Genomic DNA, 26,873 nt, shown 5'->3' on the forward strand with positions numbered 1-26,873 from the left:
CGTGCCGAGATCAATTTCGAAGCCGTCATCCGGCAGGGCCGAGCACCCGTGCGAGCGGAGCGATCCGACCCCGCGCCCTCGTGAGTTCGGGGCGCTTCCGCGTTGCCTCGCGCTGCCTGCAAAGTCGGTCTGCAAGGCCGTGTGCAAGCCCGTGTGCAAGGCCGTATGCAAGCCCGGGCGGGCAACCGGGGGCCGACACGACACCGGATCATGCTATGCCGCGCCACGGCCGGACCACCCGATCCGGCCGTTGAGGCCCACCGATCAGGCGATCCCCTTGCGCGAGACCTTCCACATCGAAGTCCTCGGACCGGAGCCGGACGAGATCCAGACCCGGATCTCCGTGCGCGTCGGCAGCCTGGAGAGCGCGCAGGAGCGGGCGCTGCGCCTGTTCGCGCGGGCCCGGGTACCCCAGCGCGCGGGCGAGCCGGCCGAGGCCGTCCGGGTGATCGACGGCGCCGGCCGCGAGGTCTTCTATCGCACGCGGTTCGACGAGGGCGACTGAGGCCCGGGAGGTCGCGGATGCGCTGGAGCCTGATCCCCCTCGTCCTCCCGGCCGGCGCGCTGTTCCTGCGCGGCTAGACCCTGCCACCGGGCGCCCGACCGAAGGGGCGGCACCACGCTCCTGCTGACCTGGCCCAACCGCCCGGCCTCCGGCAGCCCCCGCGCCGACTGCCTCGCCGGGTCGGCGGATCAGCCGGTCCTGCCCTGCCTGATCGCCTCCGTCGTCCGGGCGCGCGACGACGGGTACGTGCTGATGCCATTCTCCTTCCGCGCGACCTGCTACGGCCTGTCCGGCCGGATCGCCGTCATGGGGCAGGATGCGGCGGCGGCGCGGGCGCGGCTGGAGCCGATCGCCCGGTTGAGCTGGTGAGCTGGGCCTCGCGCGCCCGGGCCGCCCGCGCCTTCGCAACGCGTTCCCTGGCCCGCTCCAGCGCCCGGGCCAGCGGGAACAGCGGATCGCGCCCCGCCTCCACCAGAAGATGGGCGATGTCGCGCCGCTCCATCCAGAAGGCGGAGCCGAGGGCGAAGTCCGGCGGCGCGCAGGAATCGATCCGGTCGATCGGCCAATCGCCCGCGGCCACCGCCTCGGTCAGGCGGTGGACGAGCTGGACGCCGGGCGCGGCCTCCGGCCGCGTCTCGTCGTGCGCGATCTTCAGGACCCAGGCCTCGGCGCCGGTGACCGGCAGGATCATGGCGGCGAGCGTCCGCTCGTCGCGGCGCAGGCGGGCGACGCGCACCCCGCCCTCGGCGCCGAGATCGGCCAGCGCCGCGCGCAGGAACGCCACCTCCTCCGGCCGGTGCCCCAGCCCCGTGCCCGCCCGGTCCTTCCAGCCGGCCGCCTCGAGGGCGACGTAGGCGTCCAGGGCGGCGTCGATGGCGGCGGGCGCGTCGAGGATCTCGAACGCCACTGGACCGTCCGCCTCCAGGAGCGCGCGGGCGCGGCGCAGCTTGCGCCGACGTTGGCCGGACAGGTGATCGAGATAGGCGGGCCGGTCCTCCGGCGCGCGCGCGGTCAGGTCGAGCATCCCGCGCGCGTGGGGCCAGTAGCCGGCATGGCGCAGGCCCAGATCCGTCAGAAGGTCGGCCAGCGGCCCGCCGGCGGGCGCGTTGGGCAGGAGGAGACGCGGCGGCAGGCCGAGCGCCCGCGGGGCGGCGAGCAGGGCCGCCAGGGCGGCCGCCGGATCGGCGCGATCGAGGAGCGGCGCGCCGAACGGGCAGTAGCCGTGGGTCCAGCCCATCAGGAGCGGCAGCGGCACGCCCCAGCGCCGCCACGACACCCGGAACGGCCAGGCGGCGCGGAGCCGGACTCCCGCTGCCTCGGGGGACCGGTCGGCCACGATCAGGAGCCGCACGCCGGCCCCGAACGCGTCGCGGGCGGCCAGCGCGTAGCCGGCCTCGTAGAACGGGTTTCGCACCATCGCGGCCGCGCCGAGGGCCCGCCAGGCCGGGATCCAGGGCTGCCCCGGGTCGAGGGACCGGACCGCCGCCACGAGGCCTCCGGCAAGCGTGGCGGTGGTGCGCATGGGCGATCCTCAGGCGGCCAGCCGGTGGCGGATCGCGCCGGCGAAGCCGAGCACGTCGTAGCGCCACGCGGCCGCGCCCGCCGCCACGGCGAGGAGGACGAGGCGCAGCACCTGCCCCGGCACCATGAGTCCGCCCGGCACGAGGCCGATCCCGGCATTCACCGCGGCGCACGCGAGGGCGATGCCGGCGATGCCGGCCATGTCGGCCAGGGGCAGCGGCATCGTCGTGCCGGCCCGCCGGGCGCCGAGCACCAGCACGAGGCAGGCCGCCGTCTGCCCGCCCGCGAAGGCGAGCGCCGCGCCGGCGGCGCCGAGCCGCGGGATCAGCAGCAGCGACAGGGCCGCCACCGCGACGAGCGTCGCGAAGGCGGCGGCCGCCTCGAGCCGGCTGGAGCGGGTGAAGTAGATCACCTGCCCGAAATAGTAGGCGCGGAACATCATCAGGATGCTCGCCAGGATCAGCACCGGGGCGAGCTGGCGCGCCTCTGCCCGGTAGTCCGGCCCGAGCAGGATCGTGACGACGACGTCGTCGAAGGCGAGGAAGAACACCGCCCCGAAGGCCGCGATCAGCGTCATGGCGCGGGCGGCGTCGCTCAGGACGCCCAGGGCGCCGGCCATGTCGCCCGCCCGGGCCTCGCGCTTGGCGATCGAGATCAGCGACAGGGCGATCGCCTCCCCGAACACGATGAAGCTCTGCCGGAGGAAGTCGGCGAGCGCCCCGTAGGCACCGAGCCCGGCCGGCCCCACCGTCTTGGCGATGATCAGCCGGTCGAGGCTCTGGGCCAAAGCCGCCGTCCCGAAGGAGAGCACCAGCGGCCAGCCGTAGGCGAACAGGCGCAGGGCCTCGGCCCGGCTGCCGCGCCCGGGCATCATCGGCGCCGTGGTGGCGGCGGCTGGCAGGGCCGCCAGGGCGTTGGCGGCGGCCACGGCGTAGGCGAGGTGCAGCGGATCCTCCGAGAGTTTCAGCGCGAGGCTGCCGAGGCCGAGGATCAGCACGGCGCGGCTCATCACCGAGGCCGCCACCGCGCCGGCCTGCAGGCGCGTGCGGGCGATCTCGGTGGAGCCCTCGAACAGGGTCGTGCCGAAGGCGAGCGCCAGGATCGCCGCGGCGGTCCCGGCCGACACGAGGCCGAGCGCGACCGCGAGGGCGCTGCCGAAGCCCGCGAGCAGCAGCGTGCCGGCGAGGATCCGCACCACGGTGCCGACCTGCGCGGGCGCGCGGGCCTCGTCGTAGAGGGCGAAGAACGCGAATTTCGGCCACTGGCAGGTCGCCCCGTAGAGCACCAGCGCCCAGGACACGACGTACAGGTAGCTGCCGTAGCTCTCCACCGGCGCGAGCCGCGTGAACACCGCCACCGAGGCCATGTTCAGGCCGGCGGCGAAGCCGCGGGAGCCGACATAGATCAGGCTGTGCCGGGCGATCATCGGTCGGGCATCAGCACCGGACTTGGCCCCCGGCGGGAGAGGATGGGGGCGACGGACGGGACATTTCCGGACAGGTCACATCCCTCACCCGGCTCTCCGCGCACGCAGCACTGTCCCAGCGGTCCGAGGGCCTTGCCGAGACCCGCACCCCACGCGTCCGATCTTCCTCCACGTCCCTTAAGAAGACGGCCACCCCGCCGGCGATTGCGGACAGATTCCACTCCGTCCCGGGACGGATCGGTCCCGCGGCGGGACAGAGCGCGAGGGTTTCGGGCATGACGGCCTGCCCGGTGCAGCCGTTATGCCGGACACCATGCCGGGGCGCCTCAGCGCCCTCCGCCTCGCCGGATCAGCGAGGTGCCGGTCATCTCCGGCGGCCGGTCGAGGCCCATCAGGTCGAGGAGGGTCGGCGCCACGTCGGCCAGACGACCGTCGGCGAGCGACACGCCCCCGACGCCCACCAACGTCACCGGCACCGGGTTGAGCGTGTGCGCGGTGTGGGGATCGCCGGTCTTCGCATCGCGCATCACCTCGCAATTGCCGTGGTCGGCGGTGACCAGAAGCGCCCCGCCCTGCGCCGTCACCGCTTCGACGACGCGGCCCAGGCAGGCATCGACCGTCTCCACCGCCGTCACGGCGGCGGCGAGGCTGCCGGTATGGCCTACCATGTCGGGATTGGCGAAGTTCAGGATGATCAGGTCGTAGCGACCCGCGCCGATCGCCTCCACGGCGCGATCGGTGAGCTCCGGCGCCGACATCTCCGGCTGCAGGTCGTAGGTCGCCACCTTCGGCGAGGGCACCAGGATCGCGTCCTGCCCCTCGAAGGGTTCCTCGCGGCCGCCGTTCATGAAGTAGGTGACGTGCGGGTACTTCTCGGTCTCGGCCATCCGCAGCTGCCGGAGCCCGGCCCGCGCCACCGTCTCGCCGAGGCCGTTCGGCAGGTCGAGGGGCCCGAACAGGGTGTCGGCCAAGGCGTCGATCTCGACGCTGTACTGGACGATGCCCAGCGCGGCCGCGAACCGGACGGTCTGCGCGCGGGGGAAGCCCGCGAAGGCCGGATCGAGCAGCGCCTCCAGGATCTGCCGGGTGCGGTCCGCGCGGAAGTTGAAGCTCAGGATGCCGTCGCCGTCCCGCATGCCGGCGTAATCGCCGATGATCGCGGGCCGCATGAACTCGTCGGAGACATCCTCGGCGTAGGAGGCGGCCACCGCCTGCCCGGCCCGGGCGAAGCGGGTGCCGCGCGCCGCCGTCAGGGCGTCGTAGGCGAGCTGGACGCGCTCCCAGCGGGTGTCGCGGTCCATCGCGTAGTAGCGCCCGCACAGGGTGGCGATCCGCGCCCCGCTCGGGAGCGCCGCCGCCACCGTGGCGACGCAGGCGGCGGCGGAGCGGGGCGGCATGTCCCGCCCGTCCGTGAAGCCGTGGAGCCGGACCGGCACACCGGCCGCCACCACCGTGCGCGCCAGCGCAACCGCGTGGTCCTGGTGCGCGTGGACGCCGCCCGGGGACAGGAGGCCGACGAGGTGGCAGGTGCCGCCGGAGGCGCGCAAGGCCTCGATGAACCGCACGAGGGCCGGGTTCTTCGCGAGCGAGCCGTCCGCGATGGCGGTGTCGATGCGGGGCAGATCCTGCAGGACCACCCGGCCCGCGCCGATGTTGAGATGCCCAACCTCGGAATTGCCCATCTGCCCCTCGGGCAGGCCGACATCGGCGCCGAAGGTCCGCAGCTGCGCCCGGGGGCGATCCCGCATCAGTCCGTCGAAGACCGGGGTCCGGGCCTGCTGGACGGCGTTGTCGGCGACCTCGTCCCGGAGTCCCCAGCCGTCGAGGATCACGAGCATCACGGGGCGCGGGGTGCTGTCGGGCACGGTCACAATTCTCCTGCACGTCCGCACGACGTGTGCGGGCGGACCTTCCGGGCGCCTCGTGGCCGGCCCCGTGCGCGTGTCGATAATCGGCTTGGCCACGCGAGACTACCGCGGCGGGCGGGTAAAAGGCGACCGCCGTGAGAGAGCCTCCGCATTCTGACATGCCAAGCCCCCCGATCGGGTTCGGGCAACCTGAGGGAAGCGGGAGCCGGACGCAGCGCAAAATTCAACGAAGGAACTGAATAAAAAGCAACCTGATTGAGTGACGGCCGACAAATACCGTGCTAATTCAGTAAAACTGTACGTGACGGGAAACCAGTCGCCGTGTTGCCGCCCGAAGCTCCGCAGACCGACATGAGCGCGACTCTGGCGCTCGACATGATCGGCCGCGCCTATCTGGCGCTGGCGCTTCTGTACGAAACGGCACATCCCGGCGAGTTCGGCGACGTCCAGCAGAAGATCCGGACCTACGTGGAGGACAATTTCCGCATCATCCAGGAGACAAGCCGGGCCGGAACGCTCGGTCTCGGGACGGTCGATGGCGCCTCCCATCTTGTGAACAGCGTCCTCACCGAGGTCGAACACAAGATCGCTACGATGATCAGGCCTTCACGATATCTGCGCGGAGAAACGACTGCTTGAAACGACGTTCCCCCGTCGGCGAGTGTGGCCGTCAAGCCATAAGACTCCGAGAATTGGTCGAACTCTGGAGCGTTCTATAATCGTCCCCCCCGATTTCATCGACAGTCTTAACCGGGCATGTTACCCGGCGGTCGGGTAGCAATAAAATATAAGCGGGACGATGGGCAGCGACGATTGTCACCAGGTCACGCGCAGCGCGGATGTCGCGCTGGAGGTCCTGGTCCGGGCCTATCATGCCCTCGCGGTGGTCTACGAGCTCGCGAGCCCGGGCGCCTACACGGCGCTCCACGACAAGATGATGCCCTACCTGCTCGACAGCTTCCGCCAGGGAACGTCGCACGGGGTCGCCGATCCGCAGACGGCCGAGTTGATCGCCCGGGCGCTGGAGCGCGTCCGGACCGTGCTGGACGATGTCGGGACCGACGTGGCGGCCGTCCGGCTCAGCGAGGACGAGCGCAACCGGTAAACCTCGCCCGCGCGCACGCCGGGACGGTCAATGGAAAAGGGGCAGGCCCGCCCCGATGATGACGAGGCCGAGCACGACCAAGCCGCCGCCCGCGCTTTCGAGGGCCGCCTGCTGGACCGAGCGCCGCGGCGCCATGCCGGCGAGCGCGGTGCCCGAAGCCAGGCAGATCAGACTCAGCAGGGTCATCGCGGTGTTCCTACGCCCCGGGCCGGGCTCGTCTCGCCCGACACGCCCGGGCGAGACGCCCGAGGTTGAGGCAGAGCCCTTAACGAATGCCCCACCCGCACGGATCCGCCGCGCGCGACAATCCTGAGCGGCGCGTCTCACAGGCCGCACCAAACGCCGGCCGGAGATGCGCAACGACCGCCGCGGAGAACGAGACCTGTCCAACGATCATCCGCTTCGGGCATTGGACCGAGAACGGCCGCGTCGGTGTCCTCGGGGACCTTTCGCCTAGCGCGCGCCCATGAAGAACGTGGCGTAGCCGTCCTCATGGACCCGGTCGAGATGCGCTCGATACGGACCGAAAGGCGGCTCGTGCGGAGCGACGCGTCCGTAGCGCGGCTCCGCCGCCGTATCCTCGGGCAGCAGCGCGAGCGGGGCCGCGGCCGGCGTGAGCTGCGTGCCGCGGCCGGCATGCAGCGTGGTGAGGATCCCGTACATCGCACCCTGGATGTTGGGACGGCACAGCACGGCGAGACGATGCTGCCCGTGCCAGTTGGTCACCAGGTAGATCATGCCCGATTGGCTCGGTACGGCGACGCTGCCGGACTGGGCGAACGGCGCGTCGATCCGCTCGGCCTCGCGGAACACCAAGCGCGCGCTGGCCGCGTCCCAGGCGATCTCGGTGCGGTAGGCGAAGATCGCCCCCGCGGCCTCGAAGGACGGGCGCAGGGTGAGATAGCGGCCCTCGAGCCAGGACACGCCTTCCCGCGCGTAGGCCCCGAGTTCGTCGGGCGCGTGCCGCGGCAGATCCGGAAGCGGGGCCTGCCCCGCCGGCTGCCGGAGGGACTGCCCCAGCGCCTCCTCCAGCCGGATCGTGGTCGCCAGGGTGAAGGGCCGGCGGCCGGCCAGCGCCTTCTCCAGGGTCGAGATGCTGATCCTGGCCTCCTCGGCCAGCGTCTGCCGGGAGATGCGCCGGCGGGCCAGCGCCTCGCGCACGGTCTGGGCAATGGCGCGACTCTGCGCCTCCGACAGTTCGATCTCGCTCACAGGCACGGCTCGCACGGGCTCGACCCGTACAGATCCGCACGAAACCGCACATTTGCGCAAGCACGGCCAAGCCGACCGTCATGGCATCGCTTCAGCGACGGTATTTCCGAACACAGACGCGAAATCTCAGGCTTATGCTGCCACCAGTTCCGGTCTGCAGGCCAAGCGACCACACCTGTCATTCCGGGACGCCGCAGGCGAGCCCGGAATCCAGATCCACCGACAGCGCAAGGTTCTGATCCCGCTGCGTTTATGGATCCCGGGCTCTGCCAGGCGGCCCCGGGATGACGGGGCGAACCCTTCCGCGTCGAGGCCACACCCGAACCCGAGGACGCACGAGATTCTCTGAACCGATTGCCCTGCTCCGGCCCTCCACGCCGACCCGTCAGGGCGGCATGGCCTCCGAGGCCAAGTCGGTCTCGACGATCAGCCGCAGCGGACCCGCCTGAAGCGCCTCCAGCGGCCAGCAGGTGACGAGGTCGAGATGCCGTCCGGGGGCTTGCGGATCGATGCCCGCGGCGTCCCAGTGCGCCACCCGCGTGCCGGTGACGCGGAAGCGCAGGGTCCGGCCGTCGCGGCCGGTCACCGTGACGAGATCGCCGGGAGCGAGTTGCCCCAGCACCGCGAACTGCGTGTCGCGGTGGGCAGCGATGACCGCGGTGCCGGGCGCGCCGGCCTCCGGGGTGCCGTCGAGGTGGCCGGGGCCGAAGGCCAGGGCCTGGCCGCTCCCGCCCCGCAGCACCACGAAGCTGCGGCCCGCGACGGTGAGCCGAGCGACCGGCTCGGTGTCGGCCCAGGGCCAGGGCCGGGCGGGCCGTCCTCCGGCCAGGGTACGGGCGAAAGCGCGCTCGAGCAGCACCTGGGCCAGGGCGGCCTTGGCGGGAATCCAGGCGGCCTGCGCCGCCAGCCCGAGCCCCGCGAGGGCGAGGAGGGCGGCCAGCGCCCTCCCCGTTTGGATGGCCGGACGGCGGCTCATCGCGCGGCCCCGGTCCGCCGGCCGCCGATCGTCAGGCCGGTGCCCAGCAGGAGGCCCAGTAGGGCGAGGAGCAGGCCCAGGCCGAGCTGCGCCAGGATCCCGGCCCCGGTCTGCGGCAGGTCGATTGCCGCGCCGTCGGCGCGGATCGGCACGATCCGGGCCGCCCCGTCATCGGCGGGCGCGGCGCCGGGCCGGTCCGTGCCGAACACCTGGGCGAAATCCCAGCCCGCCGGCAGGTTCAGCGGCAGGTCGGCGGCGACGAGGGGCGTGCCGGGCGCGCGGCGCGGCGTGGCGTCGATGGCCACGAGGCTGGTCAGCCGCGTCGTCAGGCCGTGCTCCAGAGCCAGAGCCAGGATGGCGGCGTCGGCCGCGTCCGCGCCGAGGCGCCCGGTGATGCGCGCCGTCTCGGTCTCGCCGATCCGGGAGCGCGCCCAGACCTTGGAGATGCCGGAGCCCGCGCCCGCCTCGGCGAGGGAAAGCGTCCGTGTCCAGGTCCGGCCGCCCACCCGTCCCGAGACGGTCACGGTGCCGTGGGACGTGCCCGCGGCCGCCTGCGGCAGTAGCGCGGCGAAGACCAGCGGCTCGCCGCGATACAGATCGGGCAGCGCGCCCGGCGTGACCGCGACGCCCGGGACCGAGAAGGTCGCGGTCAGATCGGTGACGGCGGGGGATTCCAGCTTCTCGTAGAGCGCGCGGGTCCGCTCGCCGACCTGCGCGAGGTCGTGGATCTCGGTGAAGCTGCCGCGGCCGATCTCGGCGGCGTGGCGCATCAGGTGGCCGTTGGGCGCCGAGCCGATGCCGACCATGAACAGGCGCGTGCGCCCGAGACCGGCGTGGATCGCCGCGAAGATCCGCTCCTCGTCGCCCACGGCACCGTCGGTGAGGAACACGACCTGGCGCACGCGCCCGTCCTCCGGATGCGGATCGGCGAGCGCCGCCTTGAGGGGCGCCAGCATCTCGGTGCCGCCGCGGGCCTCCAGGGCGGCGACGAAGGCTTCGGCCCCCGCCAACGCCTCCGGCGTCGCCGGAACGGGCTCGGGATGCAGCGCGTCCCAGGTGTCGTCGAAGCGGATGACGTTGACGCGGTCCTGCGGGGTCAGGCGGGCGAGGCCCTCCAGCAGCCCGGCCTTGGCCTGACGCATCGAGGCGCCCGACATCGAGCCGGAATTGTCGATGACGAAGGTGACGTCGCGCGCCGGCCGGGCGGACGCGTCGGCCGAGAGCGCCGGCGGGTTCACGGCGGCCAGCAGGTAGGTCCGGCCCGCCACGGTCTCGCGGAACAGGCCGAGGCCGGGCACCCGGCTCGGGACCGGCGCCCAGGTCAACTCGAGGTCGCGGTCGGCCGGCACGACGCCGTCGGCGAGCGTGACGGTGCGTGCCTCCGGGCCGGTCTCGGTCACGCGGATCGCGTGGGTGGCGCTCCGAACGGCGCCGACGGCGAAGCCCGCCCGGAGCCGCACGATGACGGCGACCGGGTTGGTCGGCGACGACAGGGCTGGGTCGAGCACCGGCGGGCTGATCCGGGCGCGATCCGGAACCGGGTCGCGGGCCGCCTCGGCCGCGCCGTCGAGGGAGACCGCGTCTACCGGGGCGGGGGCGGGATTGTAGCGGGGCGCGACCACCAGCGGCAGGCGCAGCGTCCGCGTCTCGCCGGAGACGGGGATCGTCTGCTGGTAGGTGATCTGGACCAGCACCGTCTCGCCGGGGCCGATATTGGCGACCGCGTTGGTGAAGACGTTGGGGCGCTCCTGCGCGGTCAGCGCCGCCGACTGCCCGGCCGCCTTCGCGGCCTCGTAGGCGCGCTTGGCCGCCGCTCGCTCGCGGATGTCGGCGACGATCACGCGGGCGCCGACGACGAGCTTCATCCCGTCGACGGCCGCGTCCTCCGGCATGGGATACACGTAGGTGCCCTCGACCCAGTCCGCCGTGACGTTGCGGAAGGCCTGGGTGACGGTGGCCCGGGCGGTCGGGCCGCTGACGTCGACGCTGATGTCGGTCGCGAGCTGGACGGCCTCGACCGGCGCGGTGCCGGCCGGCCCGCGCAGCGTGAGGCCGACTCGCGCCGGCCCAGGCGCCGCGTGGGCCGAGGCGAGCGTGACGACGAGCGCCAGCAACGCGAGGAAGAGCGGCGGCAGCGCGGCGTTGCGGGGGGGCTCGACCGCGGATCGTGGAGCGAAGAACGGCATCGGGGAAACCTCCTGCGCCGGCGGATCGAGGCCGGCTCGCCGCTGAAGCTCCCGCGCCCACCGCCGCGCCGCCACGAGAAGCTTCGCCCTTTTCCGGGCGCGGACCGCACGGGCCGGCCGCGCCCGGGCGGATCTGTGCGGAGCCGGTGCGGCGCTGTGCGCCCGGCGGCGGCCCGTGACGGCACGCGCCGCCGCCTTGACATATGCGCAATCTGCGTCTTAGTTATGCTCAATGTGAGCAGAAAAGATTGATGACCGAATCCGAGTTCCTGGCAGGCTACGATCCTGCGGCCTACGAGCGGCCCACCCTGGCGGTGGACCTCGTCCTGCTGGGAATCCATGAGGGCCGGCTCGCCGCCCTGCTGCTGCGGCGGAGCCAGCAGCCGCAGGCCGGCCTCTGGGCCCTGCCGGGCGGATTCGCGGGCATCGCCGAGACCCTCGACGCCGCCGCGGAGCGCGTCCTGCGCGACAAGGCCGGGATCGGGCGGGCGCGGCTCGAGCAGCTCTACACCTTCGGCGCCGTGGACCGGGATCCGCGGATGCGGATCGTCTCGGTCGCCTACCTGGCGCTGCTGCCGGAGGCGGCCTTCGCCGAGGCCCTGGCGGGCGGCGCCGGGCTCGCGGCGGCGACGCTGGTCGTGCCGTGGGCGGGCGAGGCCGGCGGCCCGGTCTCCGCGGTCACGGAGGACGGCGCCCCCCTCACCCTCGCCTTCGACCACGCCGACATCCTGGCGCTCGCCGTGAAGCGGCTGCGCGGCAAGCTCGACTACACGGATGTCGGCTTCGCGCTGCTCCCGGAGCACTTCACCCTCCGGCAGCTCCAGGACGTGCACGCGGCGATCCGCGGCGCGCCCCACAACAAATCCGCCTTCCGCCGCCGCATGCGCGACCGGGGCTGGATCGCGCCGACGGGCGCCCGCGAGGCCGGGACGGCGTTCCGCCCCGCCGAACTCTTCCGCTTCGACAGGTCGGGTTCATTCTGAGGAGACCACCATGGCCACGGTCCGCAACATCGGCGTGCTCGCCCAGCTCCGGAGCGAGGCGAGCAGCCACATCATCCGCTTCCGCAACGGCCGCGTCCGGCAGAGCGGGCGCGGGCTGGTCTTCTGGTTCCGGCCCGAGACCGCCAGCGTCAGCGAGGTCCCGGTGGACGACCGCGAGATGACCCTGTTCGTCCGCGGCCGCAGCCGGGACTTCCAGACCGTCGTGGTGCAGGGGACGATCGGCTGGCACGTCGTCGATCCGGAGCTGCTGGCGAGCCGGGTCGACTTCTCGATCAATCTCCGGACCGGACGCCTGCAGGGCGAGCCGATCGAGCGGATCGAGGCGCGCCTCGGCGGCATCGCCAGCCAGGCGGCCCTCCAGTATCTCGGGGCGAGCCCGATCGGCGCCCTCCTCGACGCGGGGCCGGAGCCGCTGCGCGCCGTGCTGGAACGGGTGCTGTCCGACGCCCCGGCGCTGGCCGAGATCGGCGTCGCGGCGGTGTCGGTGCGGCTCACCAACCTCGCGCCGACCAGCGAGCTGGAGCGCGCCCTGCAGACGCCGACCTTCGAGGCCCTGCAGCAGAAGGCCGACGAGGCGACCTTCGCGCGGCGCGCCCTGGCGGTCGAGAAGGAGCGCGCCATCGCGGAGAACGAGCTGGCCACGAAGACCGAGCTGGCCCGGCGCGAGACCGTGCTGATCGCGCAGGAAGCCGAGAACGCCCGCGACCGCGCCGCCGGCGTCGCGGAGGCGCGGGGCCTGGAGGCGGCCGCGGAGGCCGAGCGGATCCGGCTGGTCGAGGGGGCGCGCGCCGAGGCGGAGCAGCGCCGCGCCGCCGTCTACCGGGACATGCCGCCCGCCGTCCTGCTCGGGCTGGCGGCCCGGGAACTCGCCGGCAAGCTGGAGACGATCGAGCACGTCAACGTCACGCCGGACCTGCTCGCGGCTTTCCTGGGTCAGGTCCGCGACGCGCTGCCCGCGCCGCGCTGAGGAAGCACCCGATGCCCGCCGTGACGCCCCGCGCGGTCTTCGTGGTCCGCGACACCGACTACGAGCTGCTTCTCGCCCGCCACGCCACCCGCGGACAGGTCCGGTTCTTCCTGGAGAGCCGCGGGCAGGCGATCGACGCGGTCGAGGCGCGCCACGCCCAGTTCCACGCTGCGTTGGCCCAGGCGCGGACGGCCGTGCCCCCGGAGTGGCGTCAGGCGCTGGTGCGGCGCCCCGATCTCGACCGCTTCCTCTTCGCCCCCGAGGACGTCGTGGTGGCGGTGGGGCAGGACGGGCTGGTGGCCAACGTCGCCAAGTACCTGGACGGGCAGCCGGTGGTCGGCGTCAATCCGGCGCCCGACCTCTACGACGGCATCCTGGCCCGGGCCCGGGTGGAGCATCTGCCCGCCCTTCTCCCGGCCAGCGCCGCCGGCGCCGTCCCGCTCCAGCGGCGCACCATGGTGCAGGCCGTGCTCGATGGCGGCGCGCGGCTGCTCGCCCTCAACGAGATCTTCGTCGGCCACCGCAGCCATCAATCTGCGCGCTACCGGATCGACGACGGCGCGCGGGCGGAGGATCAATCGTCGAGCGGGCTGATCGTGGCCACGGGGACCGGCCTGACCGGGTGGGCGCGCTCGATCAGCGACGCGACGCACCTGACGCTGGCGGTGGGCGTCGAGGAGGCGGCCTTCGGCTACTGGGTGCGCGAGCCATTCCCGAGCGTCGCCACGGGCACGGACCTGCGCGCGGGCAAGTTCGCCGGCGCGCCCCTCACCGTGGTCTCGCGGATGAACGAGGGCGGCGTGGTGTTCGCCGACGGGATCGAGCAGGACTTCATCGCCTTCGACTGGGGACGGCGCGTGGAGCTCTCACCCGCGGCGCGAACCCTGAACCTCGTGGACGCCTGAGGCGGTGTTGGTGGGCTCGCCAGATCCGGATGTCGTGAAGGTCCGGCCACACTCTCGACGCAAAAGCCGAGCTTGCCAGGGGAGCCGAGGCTTGTCAGTCTCAGCTTAGCCGTACGGGCGACCGGTACAGGCCGCAGCGTATTCTCATTGGGCTGCACGATGTGGGAAGGCCGGGCTCATGAACAGGGACGATGAGAGGGCCGCCGGCGGCGCGATGGACGGGACCGCCGCGTTCCGGCGCCGGGCGGCGTTCCTCAACCGCCGGTCGTTCCTGGCCGGTTCGGCCGCCGGCGTCGGCGTGCTCGGCCTGGCCGGCTGCGGCACCTCCGACAGCCTGCTCCTCGCCGAGGCGTCGAAGACCTACGGGCCCATGCCGAACGAGAAGTTCCCGATTCCGGCGGTCGACATCAGCAAGGTCGATCCGAAGTATTACCGGCGGACGGTGAGCTACGAGACCAAGGAAGCCGCAGGCACGATCATCGTCGATCCCGGCAAGTTCTACGTCTACCGCGTCGAGGGCGACGGGACGGCCACGCGCTACGGCGCCAATGTCGGCCGCGACGGGTTCCTGTGGAGCGGCGACGCCTATGTCGGCCGCAAGTCCGAATGGGCGACCTGGACCCCGCCCAAGGAGATGATCCGGCGCCAGCCCGAGGCCGCGAAATACGCCCGCGGCATGCCGGGCGGCCTCGACAACCCCCTGGGCGCCCGCACCCTCCACCTCTACAAGAACGGCGCCTATACGCTGTACACGATCTACGCCAGCAGCGAGCCCGACACGATCGGGTCGGGCATCACCAGCGGCTGCGTCGGCCTGCTGACCCAGGACATGATCCACCTCTACGCCCGGACGCCGGTGAAGACGAAGGTGGTCGTCCTGCCCGCCTAGGGAGGCGCCGTCGGCCCGCTACCAGGGTACCGTCGCGCCCGTGTAGTCGAGGAACGCGCAGCCGCGCTGGCCCAGCCGCGCCTCGATCACCGCCACCATGCCGCGCGCGCTGGTCTCGACATCGAGCGTCGCCCGTCGGCCGCCGAGATCCGTTCGCACCCAGCCGGGATGCATGAGGAGGACACCCCAGGGCGCTCCGGCATGCTGGCCCGCGAAGGACCGCGCCAGGGTGTTGAGCGCCGCCTTGCTGGCCCGGTAACTTCCCCAGCCGCCGCCGCGGTTCAGGGAGACCGAGCCCAGCTTCGACGTCATCAGCACGATCAGGCCATCCCGGGCGACGCGCGCGTGGAACGCCTGCGCGAAGCGGATCGGGCTCAGGGCGTTCGTCTGGAACACCGCCCCGGCGACGTCACGGGGCATGAGGCCGGCCGGGGTGCCGGCCTGCGTCGCGACGCCGGCGACGACGAAGATGAGGTCGAAGTCCGGCGCATCGGACAGGGCGGTTCCGAGACGGGCCACGGCCTCGTCGTCGTCGATATCGAGGCCGGCCTCGATCCGCAGGGGACCGGCCTGGGCGCGATCGGCCAGCGCCGCCGAGGGGTGACGCACGGTGGCGGTCACATCCCAGCCCTGCGCGAGGAACCGGGCGACGAGGCCGAGGCCGAGGCCGCGCGAGGCTCCGACAATCAGGGCACGGCGCCGGCTCGCGGGACCCGGGCCTCCGCGCCGAAGCCGAGGCCGGACGCGAAGCGGTTCCAGGTCTCGACCCGCACCTGGCCGCCGGTGGCGCGCCTGTGCCCCTGCGCGAAGTGATCGTCCGGGCCCAGCGGCGGCGCACGGTCCTGAAGGAACGCGATCAGGTCCGGCACCGAGGCGCTGCGGACCGCGAAATGCACGAAGCCCGGCCGGAAGCCCGCGTTGGCGCCGATCACGACCTGCCGGCGCAGGCGGCCGGTCCAGGACTGCGCGACGAGCGGGTGGATCTGGCAGGGTGAGTCGCAGCGGACCAGCGCCACGGGCCCGGCGAAATGGGGCGGCAGCTTGCGGGCGGCATCCAGCGCCGCCTTCACCTCGGCGCGCGCCGCGTGCAGCGCCTCGGCCTCCGGATCCGCGGCGGCGAGGATGTCGGCCGGCCCGGATGCCCGGAGCAGCAGGCGCAGCGCCGGCCCCGCGTCGCCCGAGGCCGAGCGCCGCGGCGCGTTGACGAGGCTCACGGCCTCGCGCAGCGCCTTGGCGGTATGGGATTTTCGCAGCGCGGCCATGACCTCGGGGAAGTCGCAGCCCGCGCCGCGCTCGCCGAGATCGCCGACGAGTCCGATTCCCGCGAGCCACGCGAGGTCGTCCGCCGGTCCCAGGGCTTCCGCGCAGGCGAGCGCCAGCAGGCTGGAAGTGGGGATTGGCGTGTCGGCATGGCCGCTGATCACGGTGACCTCGGACGCGTCGGGCCAGGAGCGCGGCACGTGGTGATCCACCAGCACCGTCGGCACGCCGGGAAGGATGGCACCGGCCTGCACGCCCAGGTCGGTGACCACGAGGCCTCCGGGCCCCTGGCTCGCGAGTTCGCGACGGAGGGCATCCGACCAGGGCGACTCGCCGCGGCCGATCACCCGGACCGGGCCGGGCGACCGCCCGGCGCGCGCCAGGGCCCGGCCCAGGAGGGCGCCCGCCGAAAGACCATCCGCGTCGTCGTGGCAGAGCACCACCGGAGCGCCGGGTCCGAAGCCCGCAACCGCCCGGGCGAAGGCGGCCCCGTGCGCGGCGAGGGCGGTCACGACGGCCGGCCCCGTGCGATCCGGCTCAAACCCCGTCGGCCTGCTGCGTCCGCGCGGACCGGCTGTGACTGCTCTCGGGCCTGCATCCATCGCCTCGGATGTCGGGGTCGGTTCCGGGCGGCAACCGCCCTACGCGCGGCCGGGTTGCCGCGCCCCTTGTCGCAGGCGGGCTGCGACGCGAGCGCGACCCAAAGATCTTGAGCGCGCAACGCCCGCATGGTGCGGCGGTTACGTCGCAGTCCGAAGCAGGAACAGCAGTATCATGGTGGCGTTTGCCGGCAGAACCCAATACAACTTGGAGCTACGACTGCATGGCCAGCACAGATATCGCTTCGATCTACGCGAGCGCCCTCCGCAATACCCGTGCCCTGGAGAAGCAGGGCTTGGAGCAGATGGAGCGTCAGCTGTCTGGCCTCGGGCGTTATCCGGATTATGCCGCCGTCCTGCGCCGGCATGTCGAGACCACGCGATCGCAGCTCGACCGCCTCGACAAGGCGCTGGCGGCGGTCGGCGAGAGCCCGTCGACGCTGAAGGAGACGGTCACGAGCGTCGCCGGCTCGATCGGTGCCGCCGTCCACGCGACCGCCCAGGACGAGACGCTCAAGAATCTCTACGCGGGCTACGCCTACCAGTACGACCAGATCGCCGCCTACCGCTCCCTGGCGGTCATCGCCGAGCGGGCCGGCAAGTCCGACCACGCGTCCGACTTCCGGGCCGCGGTCGAAGAGGAGACCAGGGGTGCCGAGGAGATCGCGGCGCTGATCGAGCCGGTGACCCGGACCTACCTCGATCTGACGCTGAGCGGCGCCAAGGCCGACAGCTGAGACGGGGTGGTCCGCCCCGACGACCTGATCCACCTGCGCCCCGGAGCCGATGAGATGGACGATCCCACGCCCATAGCCGTCACGGTCGAGGCCTGCGGCGAGGACCGGGCCCGATTCCGCTGGCACCTGACGGACGCCGACGGCGTCTCGATCCGGGTGTCGCCGGAAACCTATGCCTCGTCCCAGGACGCGGACGCGGCCGGCCGCGCCGCGCTGGATGCGTTCGGGGCGGCGTTCCCGGCCTGATACCGTGTCGGGTCGGCGCCCCGCCGATGGGCCGTGCGCCGACCGGTATCGACCTCTGGACTCGCGGGAGTCCGGAGGCGTCAGGGCAGGAGGCCGTCCGGAAACACAGGCTCAGTCCGCCGCCTCGCGCAGCAGGCCCGGCACCGCGCCCGGCAACTCCCGGGCGAGGAAGCCGACCGGACCGACCGTGGCGGTCAGGCGCCTGCCGGCCTCGCCGTGCAGGAACACGCCCCAGAGGGCGGCCTGCAGCGGGCCCACGCCGCGCGCCAGCAGGCCGACGACGATCCCAGCCAGGACGTCGCCGGAGCCCGACGTCGCGAGGCCGACGCCGCCGCCCTCGTAGAGCCAGCGTTCGCCCTGCGGGTCCACGATCCAGGTCCGCGCGCCCTTCATCACGACCACGGCCCGCAGCAGCTCGGCCGCCGCGAGCGCGGCGTCGAGGGGATCCGCCTCCACGGCCTGGCGGCTCCGATCCAGCAGCTGCGCCATCTCGCCCGCATGGGGCGTGATCACCGCGCGTCCCTGATGCCGCGCGACCTCGGCGGCGTGCGGGGCCAGCCCGCAGATCGCGGACGCGTCGAGGATGAAGGTGGCGGACGGCAGGGCATCCAGGAGTTCGAGCGCCAGCGCCGCCGTCGGCCCGTCCTCCACCATGCCGGGCCCGACCAGGAGCGCATCGCAGCCTGTCGCGATCCTGCGCAGACCCTCCGCCGCGCGCGCAGCGTCGACGCCGCCCTCCGGGGTCTCGGGAAGGCCGACGACCATGGCTTCGGGCACCGCCAGCGCCAAGCCGGTCGCCGCGCACCCGACGGTGGCGATCTTCAGCTTCCCGGCACCCGCCCGCAGGGCCGCGACCCCGGCCAGTAGGGCCGCCCCCGGGACCGAGGCCGAGCCTCCGATCACCAGGGCGCTGCCGCGCTCGTCCTTGCTGCCCTCGTGGGGAACCGGGAGCGGATGCGCCTTGAGCGCGGCGGCGGTGAGGCTCGAGTGGGTCATCGGGCTGCCACGTTTGCGTCGGGCTCGGACGTGACGGGCGCGCCCGCCTCGGCGATGGGGGCGACGAAGTTGTAGCGCTCCAGCGCCAGGACGCCGTCCTTCCCCGCCTGGCTGCGGAAGGCGTACTCGGTCACCGAGCAGTTGGCGACGTCGCCCGCGGCATCGATGGCCAGGATCTCCGCCTCGGTCATGTCCTCGATGAGGTAGCGCAGGCACAGCACCACGACTTGATGCGCGACGATGAGGACCCGCCGCTCGCCGTGATGCAGCGAGACCGTGTCCAGGGCGCTCCTGAGGCGCAGGATGACGTCGCACCAGCTCTCGCCGGACGGCGGCCGATGGTAGAACTTGCCGAGGCGGCGGCGCATCTCGGCCTGCTCGGGGTGCAGTTGCTCGACGCCGGTCCGTGTCAGCCGGTCGAGGAGGCCGAGCTCCTTCTCGCGCAGGCGCTCGTCGGCGAGCGGGTCCATGGCGTCCTGCATCAGGCCGCCCGCGGCGCGGATGCGGTCCGACGTCTGCCGGGCTCGGAGGTAGGGCGACGTCAGCACGATCTCGGGCCTGTCGTCCGCCGGCAGGCCCGCGAACCAGCGTCCGACCGCGTCGGCCTGGCGCTCGCCCCGCGTACTGAGGGGAACGTCCACGTCGCGCTCGGCGATGTCGATGTGGGTGCGGCTCGCCCCGGAGGCGGCCTCCGCCGCGACGTTGCCGGCGCTCTCGCCGTGCCGCACGATCCACAACCGGCTCGGCCAGCGCTGCTGCATGTGGCGTCATCCCCCCGTCGTGTCGGGCAACGCCTGCCGGGCCCGCCGGTTCGCACCGGGACTGAAGGCCTCGGCCTGCCGGGTCATCCGCCGCACCCACTGGCGGCAGTTGGAGCCATCAACCGGACCCGGAGCCGCCGCGCGGCTCGCGCCGTCACCGGCGCGTTGGGCGTCAGCCGGGCGACAGGATGCGCGCGGGATCAAGGCTTGATCCGCGCGGGGGCAGGGGCGGATCAGGAACTTTCGCCCAGGACTCGTGCACCGCCCCCAGCTCGCAATGCCGACGGCACCGCCTTGGGGGCTGCGGCGCCCTGCGGTCACGCCATCGCGGTCGGCGATTGAATCGGTCGTGCCGCTCGCCAGCCACCATCACGGGATGCAGCGGCGCCGACGATCTGAACGTGATTGTGGAAGCCTATGGCGCGCCCGAAAGGATTCGAACCTCTGACCCCCAGATTCGTAGTCTCGTAGACGGGTATAACAATCCCAAACGATCTAGAACAGTTTTTCGGCCTTAAAGCGCTGTCGCCGCTTGGCTTTCCAGTCATATAGACCCACAATGGCTAACAGCCTGGAACGCTGCTTAACCGGCGTTTCGCGGTACCCCAGTGTTACCCGGAGGGCGAAGCCTGATGGTCGCGAAAGTTCTGACCGTGCAGAGCGTCGAACGCCACAAGCCGCAGCCCGGCGGCCGGGTCGAGATCCCCGATGCCGCGCTGCCCGGCTTCTACCTCGTCGTGCAACCGAGCGGCGCGAAGTCCTGGGCGGTGCGCTACCGATTCGGCGGCAAAACCCGAAAGTTCACGATCGGCCCTTTCCCGATGTTCGATCTGGCGGCAGCGCGCGAGGCGGCTCGCGAGGCGCTGCAGATGGCGGCGCGCGGCCGAGATCCGATCCTCGAGAAGCGAGCCGCCGTGGAGGCCGCCCAGAAGGCCAAGTGTGACACCGTGCGGGCGGTCGCTGCGGAGTACGTCGAGCGGCATCTGAAGCCGAAACGAAAACCTCGGTACGCCGCAGAGGCCGAGGCGCTGCTGCGCAACCATGTCGTCGTACGCTGGGGCGACCAGCGGATGGGTGAGATCACCCGCAAGGACGCAATTGCGCTCACCGACGCGCTCACGGACGCCGGCATGGGCGTTGGGGCCAACCGGGTGTTCTCTGCGGCCCGAGCCCTCTTCAACTGGGCGCTCGAACGAGAGGTTATCGAGACGACACCATTCCTGCGGCTTAAGCCGCCGCTGGCCGAAGTGAGCCGGGAACGCGTGCTGAGTGACGCCGAGGTGCGCCTTGTGTGGCTGGCGGCGGAACAAGTCGGCTACCCTTTCGGCACGCTCGTCCAGCTCTTGCTACTTACCGCCCAGCGTCGTGACGAAGTCGCCCGCATGACGTGGGCTGAAGTCGACGAGGACGGCCTATGGACGCTGCCGGCTGCGCGGACGAAAAATAGCCGCGAACACTTGGTGCCCCTCTCCTCCGCTGCGCGCTCGATTCTGGCGTCCGTACCGCGCATCGCCGGCCGGGCCGGCTTCGTTCTGACCACCGATGGCGTTACCGCGTCGAGCAACTTCGCGAAAAACAAGGCGAAGCTTGACACGGGAATGCTAGCAATTGCTCGCAAAGAAGCGACCGCCGCCGGCTGCGATCCTGGATCAGTGGAGTTGTTGCCATGGCGCCTACACGATTTGCGTCGGACGGTAAGCACCGGAATGGCGCGCCTTGAATCCCCCATCCAGGTCACTGAGGCTGTATTGAATCATGCCTCTGGCACTGTCAGTGGCATCGCAGCTGTTTATAATCGCTACCAGTACTTCAATGAGAAACGTGTCGTCCTGGAGAAGTGGGCGAGGCATCTAGCAATCGCTGGAGTAATCGGATGAGCGACTACATTCCGAAGGGCTACATCAGCATCCGGCATGCTTGCACGATGGCTATGAAGATTTGGTATTCGACCGAACTGGCTGAGTATGAAAAAAGCCTAAAATCCCTAGCAGAACGGCTGCAGTCCGAAATAAATCCAGGATCGACCCACAATGATCTTATTGAAGTGCAGTTCAATAAGCTTAAAATCGATCTTGACTTGCGCGAACTAAGGCCCATTTGGGAGAAAACCATTGGCAGGTTTAGAGATAAACTTTTCGACGAAGAAATCAAAGCATTCTATTTTCCTGATCAAGTTAGATCAGAAAATCCTTATTACATATCTAAAGCAGAATGGGCCAGTCGATCAGCCGAAGATATACTTTATCATGGGCAGTACAGCAATGCCATACATCATATCGGAACTGCAACCGTATTAGTCGAGCGACGCGCCCTTAATCGCGTCCTGCTACCGGCGTCACAAGAAGGCCACCCGCGAGCAACTCGTGGCCCACGGCCTGTGCAGCTTCAAAGAGTCATAAGAGAAATGGAAGCATGGAATCCTGAAAGGCTCAGATCTCTTAAACAAGTCGCCATGGCCGAGGAATTCAAGGCTTCTCGCGGCACATGCTCCAAAGCGAGAGACGCGGTTCTGTCAGAGCACACGACGAAAGAATGGTGACAAACTTTATCCAATAACAAATATCGGCAGCCTTCTCTGCGATGCACGGTAAGCGTGCTCTAACAGGGAATCACGTGATGCCACATCCTCTCTCAAGGCCATACGACGACTTACTGCCAGCCACACCCGTCCGCGTCCGCTACGGGGTGTCCAGCATGACTATATTCAGGTGGCTCGCCGACCCAACTCTCGGCTTTCCGCAGCCTCTCCGCATAAGACGCCGTCGCTACTGGCGACTCGCCGATCTGCAGGCCTTCGAGTCTCGGCACGAAGCAGAAGGAGGACGTCTGAGCCGTGCAGGTGAAAACTTGCGCTCGGCGCAGGACAAGGCGGGTCTCTGAAGCGGAAAAGGGCCGGATCTCGTCCGATCGATTGCGCTGCGTCTCGGTTATCGCCGCGCGCTAGCGCGAAACACTGCCCCAGCATCACAATTTTTCGCCTTGATCAAGCTCCAGCAGATTACATCTGAGGGGAACGAAGGTGCTTGTCTATTCTAACGCTCATTTTATCTTGAGCGAAGTCCAACACGGTTCGGCTGTACGTACCCGTGATCGCCCGCTCTTAATGGGACACGATCTCGACCCGGATCTTGCCGCGCGTATCGGACTTCCGCCTCGCTCTGGGTCGCTGATCGACGGAGCCATGACTTCGATGGTGGCCGACGCGTTGCTTGGCCAACGCGACGGATGTGCAGTCTCGGCTTCTCTGAATAAGAACAAGTACAGAGGCTTAACTCGTTATCACCCAGCGATGCGGTATTCCATCGTCAGGAGGGCGCTGGCTCAGCTCGAGGCACGCGTCCTGCTGCAGGTCGAAAAAGGCCTCCGCTGGCCGGCTGGTCGAGGGCGGCAGACTTCCTTCCGGGCGAGCCCGCTGCTGGCGTCACTCGCTGGCGATGAACCGCAGCTGCTCCGCAATGCGCCGACGGAACTGGTCATCCTAAAGGACGAGACCAAGCAGTTGGTTTCTTACGTCGATACGGATCGGACGCAAGCTATGCGGTGCGACCTGCGAGAACAGAACGAGGCGATCGGCGGCACCGAGATCCGCCTCACAGCGCCCGACGTCGTGTGGGCGGAGGACGGCTTCGTCAGCGTTCCTGACGCGATGAAGCTCGCTGATGGGACTGTCGCGGCCCGGACATTCCGCCCAGATGCCAAGCACATGTCGCGCATCTTCAACAATAGGTCATTTGAACAGGGTGGACGCTGGTATGGGCATTGGTCCCAAGGTCTGAACAAGAAGCGGCGGCGGCAGATCACTATCGGCGGTGACCCAGTCGAGTTGCTGGACTTCGGTGCATCTCACCTGAGTATTCTCTACGCCTGGGTCGGCGTGCCGCTGGACGGAGACCCGTATGACGTGCCTGGCATTGAGCGCAGCGACGCTAAGCTCGGATTGCTGATTGCGATCAACGCCGCTAGCCCCCGAAGGGCGATGATGGCTCTGGCCGGTCAGTTCGCCCTGAAGGATGGATTGCCGACCGACAGCTTCCCCCCAGGGCCATACCGCATCCGGGCGGGGAACGTGCTCAGGGCGATCAAGGCCCGACATCGCGTCATTGCGGACAGTTTCTGCTCCGGCGTAGGAGTTCATCTCCAGTATCACGAAGCCGAAGTCCTAACCTCCGTCATGAGGCTAGCACGTCAGCGAGGCATCCTTTGCTTGCCCATCCATGATGAGCTCATCGTTCAGCGCCAGTATGCCTGCACCGTAGAGGACATGATGATGCAATCCTGGGCCGATCGCTTCGGCACATTCGCTGTTATCTGACAATATGCCGTAATCGGGATTACATATGGTAATATCGATAGCGCCGTCTGTCCTCATCCGCCCCTCTGTTTTTTTTAATAGGCGCTCTAGGTAACATATCTTATGGCTGCCATTTGTACATTATGCCTATTTTCCAAGGATCCTTGATTAACGGAGCGACCATGCTGCACGCTTATAAGTGGTGGAACCAGATCAATGCCTGTCAAGATCTGGCTGATGCCATCAATTCTGTATCGTTGCGAATTCCAGACGATCATGAACTCTTATCCACACTTCGTGACGAGTTGACGCGTATTGTTCCTGTGAGGTTCGTGCGTATGCTTTCTGAATGTTCGGACGATGAACTGTGTGCCATCACTCAGATTCCCGAACCGGGTCGAGTTACGCAAGAGATCCGTAACGCAGCGCGGCGTCGTCTGGAATTGGATCGCAGTCGTGACCGACAGCTGTTCGAGTTCATGCTTAATTTCCAGCGCGAGTACTTCATGCGTAAGGAGGAGCGTTTCGCTCGCTGCCGTGGCCGCTAAGAAGTCAACCGAGCTGTGCTCTGCCCAATCTTTACACCAATGGCGACTGCTCACCTCGCTGACGTTGTTGGCGATCAATTTGACTTCACCCTCTGTGATGCACTTTGAAGAGAGATACAGCTGTGACGAGCGCTAACAGCAGCAACTTGGCAATGGAATGCGGTGAGATCATCCAAACCGCATTAGAGTCATTGGCCTACTTCGCGAACAAATGCTCCTCCGAAGACGAGCGTAGCTTGGTGGAATTGATGCTGAAGGAATACCAGGCCTTCTCCGAGATCAAAAACACACTTATCGACGAAGAGAGCGGCATGTTCATAACAGAAGGGGCCTTGAAAGTCGTCACCATGGCCCTCCAACGCGCCGCTACGGAGATATTTGGCGATCAGTTTCCTATTATGCAGTACAAGGCGCTCGATCTCGTTGTTCGCTTGAGAGAGGCTGGAGAGCGAACGTGCTTGCCCGACGAAGATTTTGGCGAGACGACGCTTCACTAATGAGCAGTGCTGCGCTTCACTAAATGAAGCTCGAGCTTCGATCCCCACAGGTCTATCAGCGATATCCGACCCGCTTGAAGCAGCGGCGCTGTTCTTGGTGGTGCTAGAGTGGAATCCGATTATGTTGGATCATATGCGTCGTAGCCTGCAGCGGCGAGATAGCGGCGGCATTCGGCTGACGTGAAGTGTCTGAAGGCTCGTTGGATGGTGTCACAGAGGTCGCTGATCGTGCGAGCGGCCTCAGCACGGAGAATGGCCTTGAGCTTGGCGAAGGCGAGTTCGATTGGGTTGAAGTGTGAGTCGGCCGTGAAGGGACTCGGACCTAGAGTTAGTCAGATCAGCGGCTTAGGCCCTGGTTTGGGCCTGGAGGGACTCACCCTCGAAGGCTCACGGGCCGGTCATGACTAGAGGAAAAGCCCGACTGCGGTGTCATCCGCGGCCGAGCCTTCAGCGGGGTCGCTAGTAGCGACTGCCGGGCAGTTACCGGTGGCGGCGGAAGTGCCGACGCACGAAGCGACGTTCCGCGCGGTGCATGCGGCGGATCGGGTGCCAGCGAACGTCAGTGATGTTGGCCTGAGCGCCGGCGACAGTTGCGGCCGGAGCCGGGCTGAGCGGGGCCGCAGAAGCCGGTGTGGTGAGAGTGGCGGCGCCGAACGCGGCCAGCAGAGCCGCGGTGATCATCGATGTGCGCAAGGAACCTCTCCTCTGGTGCAGCCGCCGGGACCGGCGGCGCTTACCGTTGCAACCACGCCCGCCCTCCGGTGGCTGGAGGGGCACACCAGGATGGAGGGAGGGGCGTGGCGGTCGACCGAAGTCGACCGCCACGCAATGTTGCACTCAGTCAGAGCGTTCGATCACGTTTCCGTGCCCTCAGGAACGCCATTGGCACGTGCCGACAGCGGCGCGAGGCATCCACGACCGCCCACGGAAACTGCTTCCATTTCCGGAGCTTCGCAGGTCAGTTCAGCGCGGCCACCATGAAAGGCTCGGCGCCCTGATCAAACTGATAGGACATCGCAATGTTGACGCCGCGGCCGAGGAGCTGCGCCTGCCCCAGCAACATCAGGAGGGCGAACATGCCCCAGATCGCGACGAATTTGATTGGAGGACCATCGTTGTCCATTTCCGTCACTCCTCTTTGGCGGGCGCGGAAACTGTACTCCTGGAAGCGTAACCAGACTTCCCCCCAAATGAGGTACGCGCATCTGATCAACGCAAGTTTACGCGTGGCATACTAGATGCTTTAGAGCGCGAAAGTCAGATTTCGACCAGAGATCAACTCTTTGTGACTGAAATTTTATTGCTATCCAGCACCACCCACGAACGCCGCTTGCGTATCCGGCGCGGACGACGATCCAAGCTTGCTATGCGATCCAACTAAGCACGGTTGCACAACGCTGAGCTTGGTCGCGGGTGAGGCCCGAAGCGACAGCGGCCCCGTTGCGGTAAACCGCGAAGGTGCCGTCGTCGCAGATGCGGATCTTGACCGAGGCCATCAGACACTTCGGCCTTCGATTACTTCCAGCTGCTGTAGCCCCGCTGCAGTAATCTGCCACGTTGAGAAGGTGCCACCCAGATGAGGGCCCGCCTGCTCTCCAACCCACACGAGGTCGCCTCGGCTTTCGAGGCCGCGCAACCGACTGTGATCACCGGGCCATGCTCGGTCCGGCTGACGTTTGACGGAGATACGTCCGTCGGTGGACTGCGCGGCTTTGTTCAGCAGGCGGCGCTCGTGGTTGACCAACATTGGCTCTCCTGGGTGTGGCGCCCCCGTTACGCAACACGTTGAAAACACGGCAACGCTTATGGCCAAGCTTGAGCAACACTGCGGCAACAATGTGGGTTTCTGCGGGGGCCATCCAGACCTCCGCCATCAGGGGCTCACCGAGCGGCGGGTCAGCGAAAGAAATCAGATCTGAACTGATCGTATCGCGTGACGTGCAGTTCGGCGTTCAGTCGTTCGGGATGCAGCGTCCCCAGGAGTTGCTGAAGTGGAAGCCGTAGTCGCAGCCACGGCCCACATAGACGACGCTGGGGCCATAGCCGTACCTACACGGTCCTGCCGATTTAGGTTTCTACCAGCCGCGGACGCGGTCGGGGTGCGCAAGGCCGGGCGAGCCGTAGTGGTATGGCCGCCCGGCCGAGGCTGAGGAGAGCTCAAGACGCCGCACTTTGAAGCATTGCGGCTTCTCGTTTGATGGCCGAAGCCGTCATACTGCCTAGTATTGTAGCAATTCGTACCGTAAAAAGCCTTTGATATGAGCGCTCACGTTTTCGTGAAGATAGTTCGAAGTGATTAGCCACCTAGCGACTGAGAAAATCTCAGAAACATATTGTCTGAAACCGTAGCTTTTCAGCAACGCCCTTTGCCAAC

26 protein-coding genes and 1 pseudogene are annotated in these 26,873 nt (G+C 69.0%); 14 read left to right on the forward strand and 13 right to left on the reverse strand.

The annotated features are described in order from the left end of the window. Positions 1–277: 277 nt before the first annotated feature. The gene (locus ACLBX9_RS26205) at positions 278–505 is read left to right on the forward strand and encodes a hypothetical protein (RefSeq protein ID WP_447720981.1); all 228 of its coding nucleotides are present in this window, start codon (positions 278–280) and stop codon (positions 503–505) included. A 304-nt stretch (positions 506–809) separates the two neighbouring features. Here ACLBX9_RS26205 and ACLBX9_RS26210 read toward each other — a convergent pair whose 3' ends face one another. The 3 genes from ACLBX9_RS26210 to gpmI form a co-directional block, all read right to left on the reverse strand. Continuing rightward, on the reverse strand, positions 810–2,027 hold the full coding sequence (locus ACLBX9_RS26210) for a GNAT family N-acetyltransferase (protein ID WP_447720962.1): 1,218 nt from the start codon (positions 2,025–2,027) through the stop codon (positions 810–812). Positions 2,028–2,036: 9 nt separating this feature from the next. Continuing rightward, on the reverse strand, positions 2,037–3,452 hold the full coding sequence (locus tag ACLBX9_RS26215) for a lipopolysaccharide biosynthesis protein (protein WP_010684930.1): 1,416 nt from the start codon (positions 3,450–3,452) through the stop codon (positions 2,037–2,039). Positions 3,453–3,778: 326 nt separating this feature from the next. After that, on the reverse strand, positions 3,779–5,290 hold the full coding sequence (gpmI, locus tag ACLBX9_RS26220; RefSeq protein ID WP_039893791.1) for a 2,3-bisphosphoglycerate-independent phosphoglycerate mutase: 1,512 nt from the start codon (positions 5,288–5,290) through the stop codon (positions 3,779–3,781). A 381-nt stretch (positions 5,291–5,671) separates the two neighbouring features. On the opposite strand from gpmI, the gene ACLBX9_RS26225 reads away from it, so the two are divergent. Then, entirely contained in the window at positions 5,672–5,959 is a 288-nt protein-coding gene (locus ACLBX9_RS26225) for a hypothetical protein (protein WP_447720963.1), read from the forward strand. 160 nt (positions 5,960–6,119) lie between these two features. Continuing rightward, positions 6,120–6,425, forward strand: coding sequence for a hypothetical protein (locus tag ACLBX9_RS26230; RefSeq protein ID WP_447720964.1), 306 nt, complete (start codon positions 6,120–6,122; stop codon positions 6,423–6,425). 27 nt (positions 6,426–6,452) lie between these two features. Here the strand turns inward: ACLBX9_RS26230 and ACLBX9_RS26235 are convergent, their stop codons facing one another. The 4 genes from ACLBX9_RS26235 to ACLBX9_RS26250 all read right to left on the reverse strand — a co-directional run bounded on the left by ACLBX9_RS26235 (position 6,453) and on the right by ACLBX9_RS26250 (position 10,799). Further along, complete coding sequence (locus ACLBX9_RS26235) at positions 6,453–6,611, reverse strand: hypothetical protein (RefSeq protein ID WP_010684926.1); 159 nt, start codon at positions 6,609–6,611, stop codon at positions 6,453–6,455. Between the two features lie 267 nt (positions 6,612–6,878). Beyond that, on the reverse strand, positions 6,879–7,637 hold the full coding sequence (locus ACLBX9_RS26240) for a helix-turn-helix domain-containing protein (RefSeq protein ID WP_447720965.1): 759 nt from the start codon (positions 7,635–7,637) through the stop codon (positions 6,879–6,881). A 385-nt stretch (positions 7,638–8,022) separates the two neighbouring features. Next, positions 8,023–8,613 carry a class GN sortase gene (locus tag ACLBX9_RS26245; RefSeq protein ID WP_447720966.1) on the reverse strand — a complete coding sequence of 197 codons (591 nt, stop codon included), beginning with the start codon at positions 8,611–8,613 and terminating at the stop codon, positions 8,023–8,025. Next, positions 8,610–10,799 (reverse strand): marine proteobacterial sortase target protein, encoded by a 2,190-nt coding sequence (locus ACLBX9_RS26250; RefSeq protein WP_447720967.1) that lies wholly within the window; start codon positions 10,797–10,799, stop codon positions 8,610–8,612. The genes ACLBX9_RS26245 and ACLBX9_RS26250 overlap by 4 nt, the downstream gene beginning before the upstream one ends. A 251-nt stretch (positions 10,800–11,050) precedes the next feature. Here ACLBX9_RS26250 and ACLBX9_RS26255 point away from each other — a divergent pair, with 251 nt between their 5' ends. The 4 genes from ACLBX9_RS26255 (at position 11,051) to ACLBX9_RS26270 (ending at position 14,564) form a co-directional block, all read left to right on the forward strand. Then, positions 11,051–11,782: an NUDIX hydrolase gene (locus tag ACLBX9_RS26255; protein ID WP_447720968.1), complete on the forward strand. Its 732-nt coding sequence runs from the start codon at positions 11,051–11,053 to the stop codon at positions 11,780–11,782. A gap of 10 nt (positions 11,783–11,792) precedes the next feature. Next, a complete protein-coding gene (locus ACLBX9_RS26260; RefSeq protein WP_447720969.1) occupies positions 11,793–12,770 on the forward strand; it encodes an SPFH domain-containing protein in 978 nt (325 codons plus the stop codon). Between the two features lie 11 nt (positions 12,771–12,781). Then, complete coding sequence (locus tag ACLBX9_RS26265; RefSeq protein ID WP_010684920.1) at positions 12,782–13,675, forward strand: NAD(+)/NADH kinase; 894 nt, start codon at positions 12,782–12,784, stop codon at positions 13,673–13,675. Positions 13,676–13,889: 214 nt separating this feature from the next. Continuing rightward, a complete protein-coding gene (locus ACLBX9_RS26270) occupies positions 13,890–14,564 on the forward strand; it encodes a L,D-transpeptidase family protein (RefSeq protein ID WP_447720982.1) in 675 nt (224 codons plus the stop codon). Positions 14,565–14,582: 18 nt separating this feature from the next. On the opposite strand, the gene ACLBX9_RS26275 is transcribed toward ACLBX9_RS26270, so the two are convergent. Both ACLBX9_RS26275 and ACLBX9_RS26280 read right to left on the reverse strand, forming a co-directional pair. Then, complete coding sequence (locus ACLBX9_RS26275; RefSeq protein WP_447720983.1) at positions 14,583–15,323, reverse strand: SDR family NAD(P)-dependent oxidoreductase; 741 nt, start codon at positions 15,321–15,323, stop codon at positions 14,583–14,585. Then, positions 15,251–16,336 (reverse strand): DHH family phosphoesterase, encoded by a 1,086-nt coding sequence (locus ACLBX9_RS26280; protein ID WP_447720970.1) that lies wholly within the window; start codon positions 16,334–16,336, stop codon positions 15,251–15,253. The genes ACLBX9_RS26275 and ACLBX9_RS26280 overlap by 73 nt, the downstream gene beginning before the upstream one ends. A gap of 311 nt (positions 16,337–16,647) precedes the next feature. On the opposite strand from ACLBX9_RS26280, the gene ACLBX9_RS26285 reads away from it, so the two are divergent. Continuing rightward, a complete protein-coding gene (locus ACLBX9_RS26285; protein WP_010684916.1) occupies positions 16,648–17,160 on the forward strand; it encodes a DUF892 family protein in 513 nt (170 codons plus the stop codon). Between the two features lie 6 nt (positions 17,161–17,166). Continuing rightward, positions 17,167–17,406 (forward strand): hypothetical protein, encoded by a 240-nt coding sequence (locus ACLBX9_RS26290; protein WP_010684915.1) that lies wholly within the window; start codon positions 17,167–17,169, stop codon positions 17,404–17,406. A 111-nt stretch (positions 17,407–17,517) separates the two neighbouring features. On the opposite strand, the gene ACLBX9_RS26295 is transcribed toward ACLBX9_RS26290, so the two are convergent. Together ACLBX9_RS26295 and ACLBX9_RS26300 are read right to left on the reverse strand one after the other, a co-directional pair. Continuing rightward, positions 17,518–18,402 carry an NAD(P)H-hydrate dehydratase gene (locus ACLBX9_RS26295; RefSeq protein ID WP_447720971.1) on the reverse strand — a complete coding sequence of 295 codons (885 nt, stop codon included), beginning with the start codon at positions 18,400–18,402 and terminating at the stop codon, positions 17,518–17,520. Then, a complete protein-coding gene (locus ACLBX9_RS26300; protein ID WP_447720972.1) occupies positions 18,399–19,163 on the reverse strand; it encodes a histidine phosphatase family protein in 765 nt (254 codons plus the stop codon). Before ACLBX9_RS26300 ends, ACLBX9_RS26295 begins: the two co-directional genes overlap by 4 nt. A gap of 632 nt (positions 19,164–19,795) precedes the next feature. Between ACLBX9_RS26300 and ACLBX9_RS26305 the strand changes: the two genes are divergently transcribed. The 5 genes from ACLBX9_RS26305 to ACLBX9_RS26325 all read left to right on the forward strand — a co-directional run bounded on the left by ACLBX9_RS26305 (position 19,796) and on the right by ACLBX9_RS26325 (position 24,499). Next, positions 19,796–21,040: a tyrosine-type recombinase/integrase gene (locus ACLBX9_RS26305; RefSeq protein ID WP_447720973.1), complete on the forward strand. Its 1,245-nt coding sequence runs from the start codon at positions 19,796–19,798 to the stop codon at positions 21,038–21,040. Beyond that, positions 21,037–21,702, forward strand: coding sequence for a hypothetical protein (locus ACLBX9_RS26310; RefSeq protein WP_447720974.1), 666 nt, complete (start codon positions 21,037–21,039; stop codon positions 21,700–21,702). The genes ACLBX9_RS26305 and ACLBX9_RS26310 overlap by 4 nt, the downstream gene beginning before the upstream one ends. Positions 21,703–22,266: 564 nt before the next feature. Then, a complete protein-coding gene (locus tag ACLBX9_RS26315; protein ID WP_447720975.1) occupies positions 22,267–23,475 on the forward strand; it encodes a hypothetical protein in 1,209 nt (402 codons plus the stop codon). Positions 23,476–23,636: 161 nt separating this feature from the next. Continuing rightward, the gene (locus ACLBX9_RS26320) at positions 23,637–24,002 is read left to right on the forward strand and encodes a hypothetical protein (RefSeq protein WP_447720976.1); all 366 of its coding nucleotides are present in this window, start codon (positions 23,637–23,639) and stop codon (positions 24,000–24,002) included. Positions 24,003–24,124: 122 nt separating this feature from the next. Next, complete coding sequence (locus ACLBX9_RS26325) at positions 24,125–24,499, forward strand: hypothetical protein (RefSeq protein WP_447720977.1); 375 nt, start codon at positions 24,125–24,127, stop codon at positions 24,497–24,499. 119 nt (positions 24,500–24,618) lie between these two features. On the opposite strand, the pseudogene ACLBX9_RS26330 reads toward ACLBX9_RS26325, so the two are convergent. Together ACLBX9_RS26330 and ACLBX9_RS26335 are read right to left on the reverse strand one after the other, a co-directional pair. Then, positions 24,619–24,792 (reverse strand): annotated as a pseudogene (locus tag ACLBX9_RS26330) (IS630 family transposase); the annotation flags it as partial. 665 nt (positions 24,793–25,457) lie between these two features. Next, on the reverse strand, positions 25,458–25,622 hold the full coding sequence (locus ACLBX9_RS26335; RefSeq protein ID WP_447720978.1) for a hypothetical protein: 165 nt from the start codon (positions 25,620–25,622) through the stop codon (positions 25,458–25,460). Between the last annotated feature and the right edge of the window lie 1,251 nt (positions 25,623–26,873).

It is taken from the genome of Methylobacterium sp. A49B, assembly GCF_053346215.1.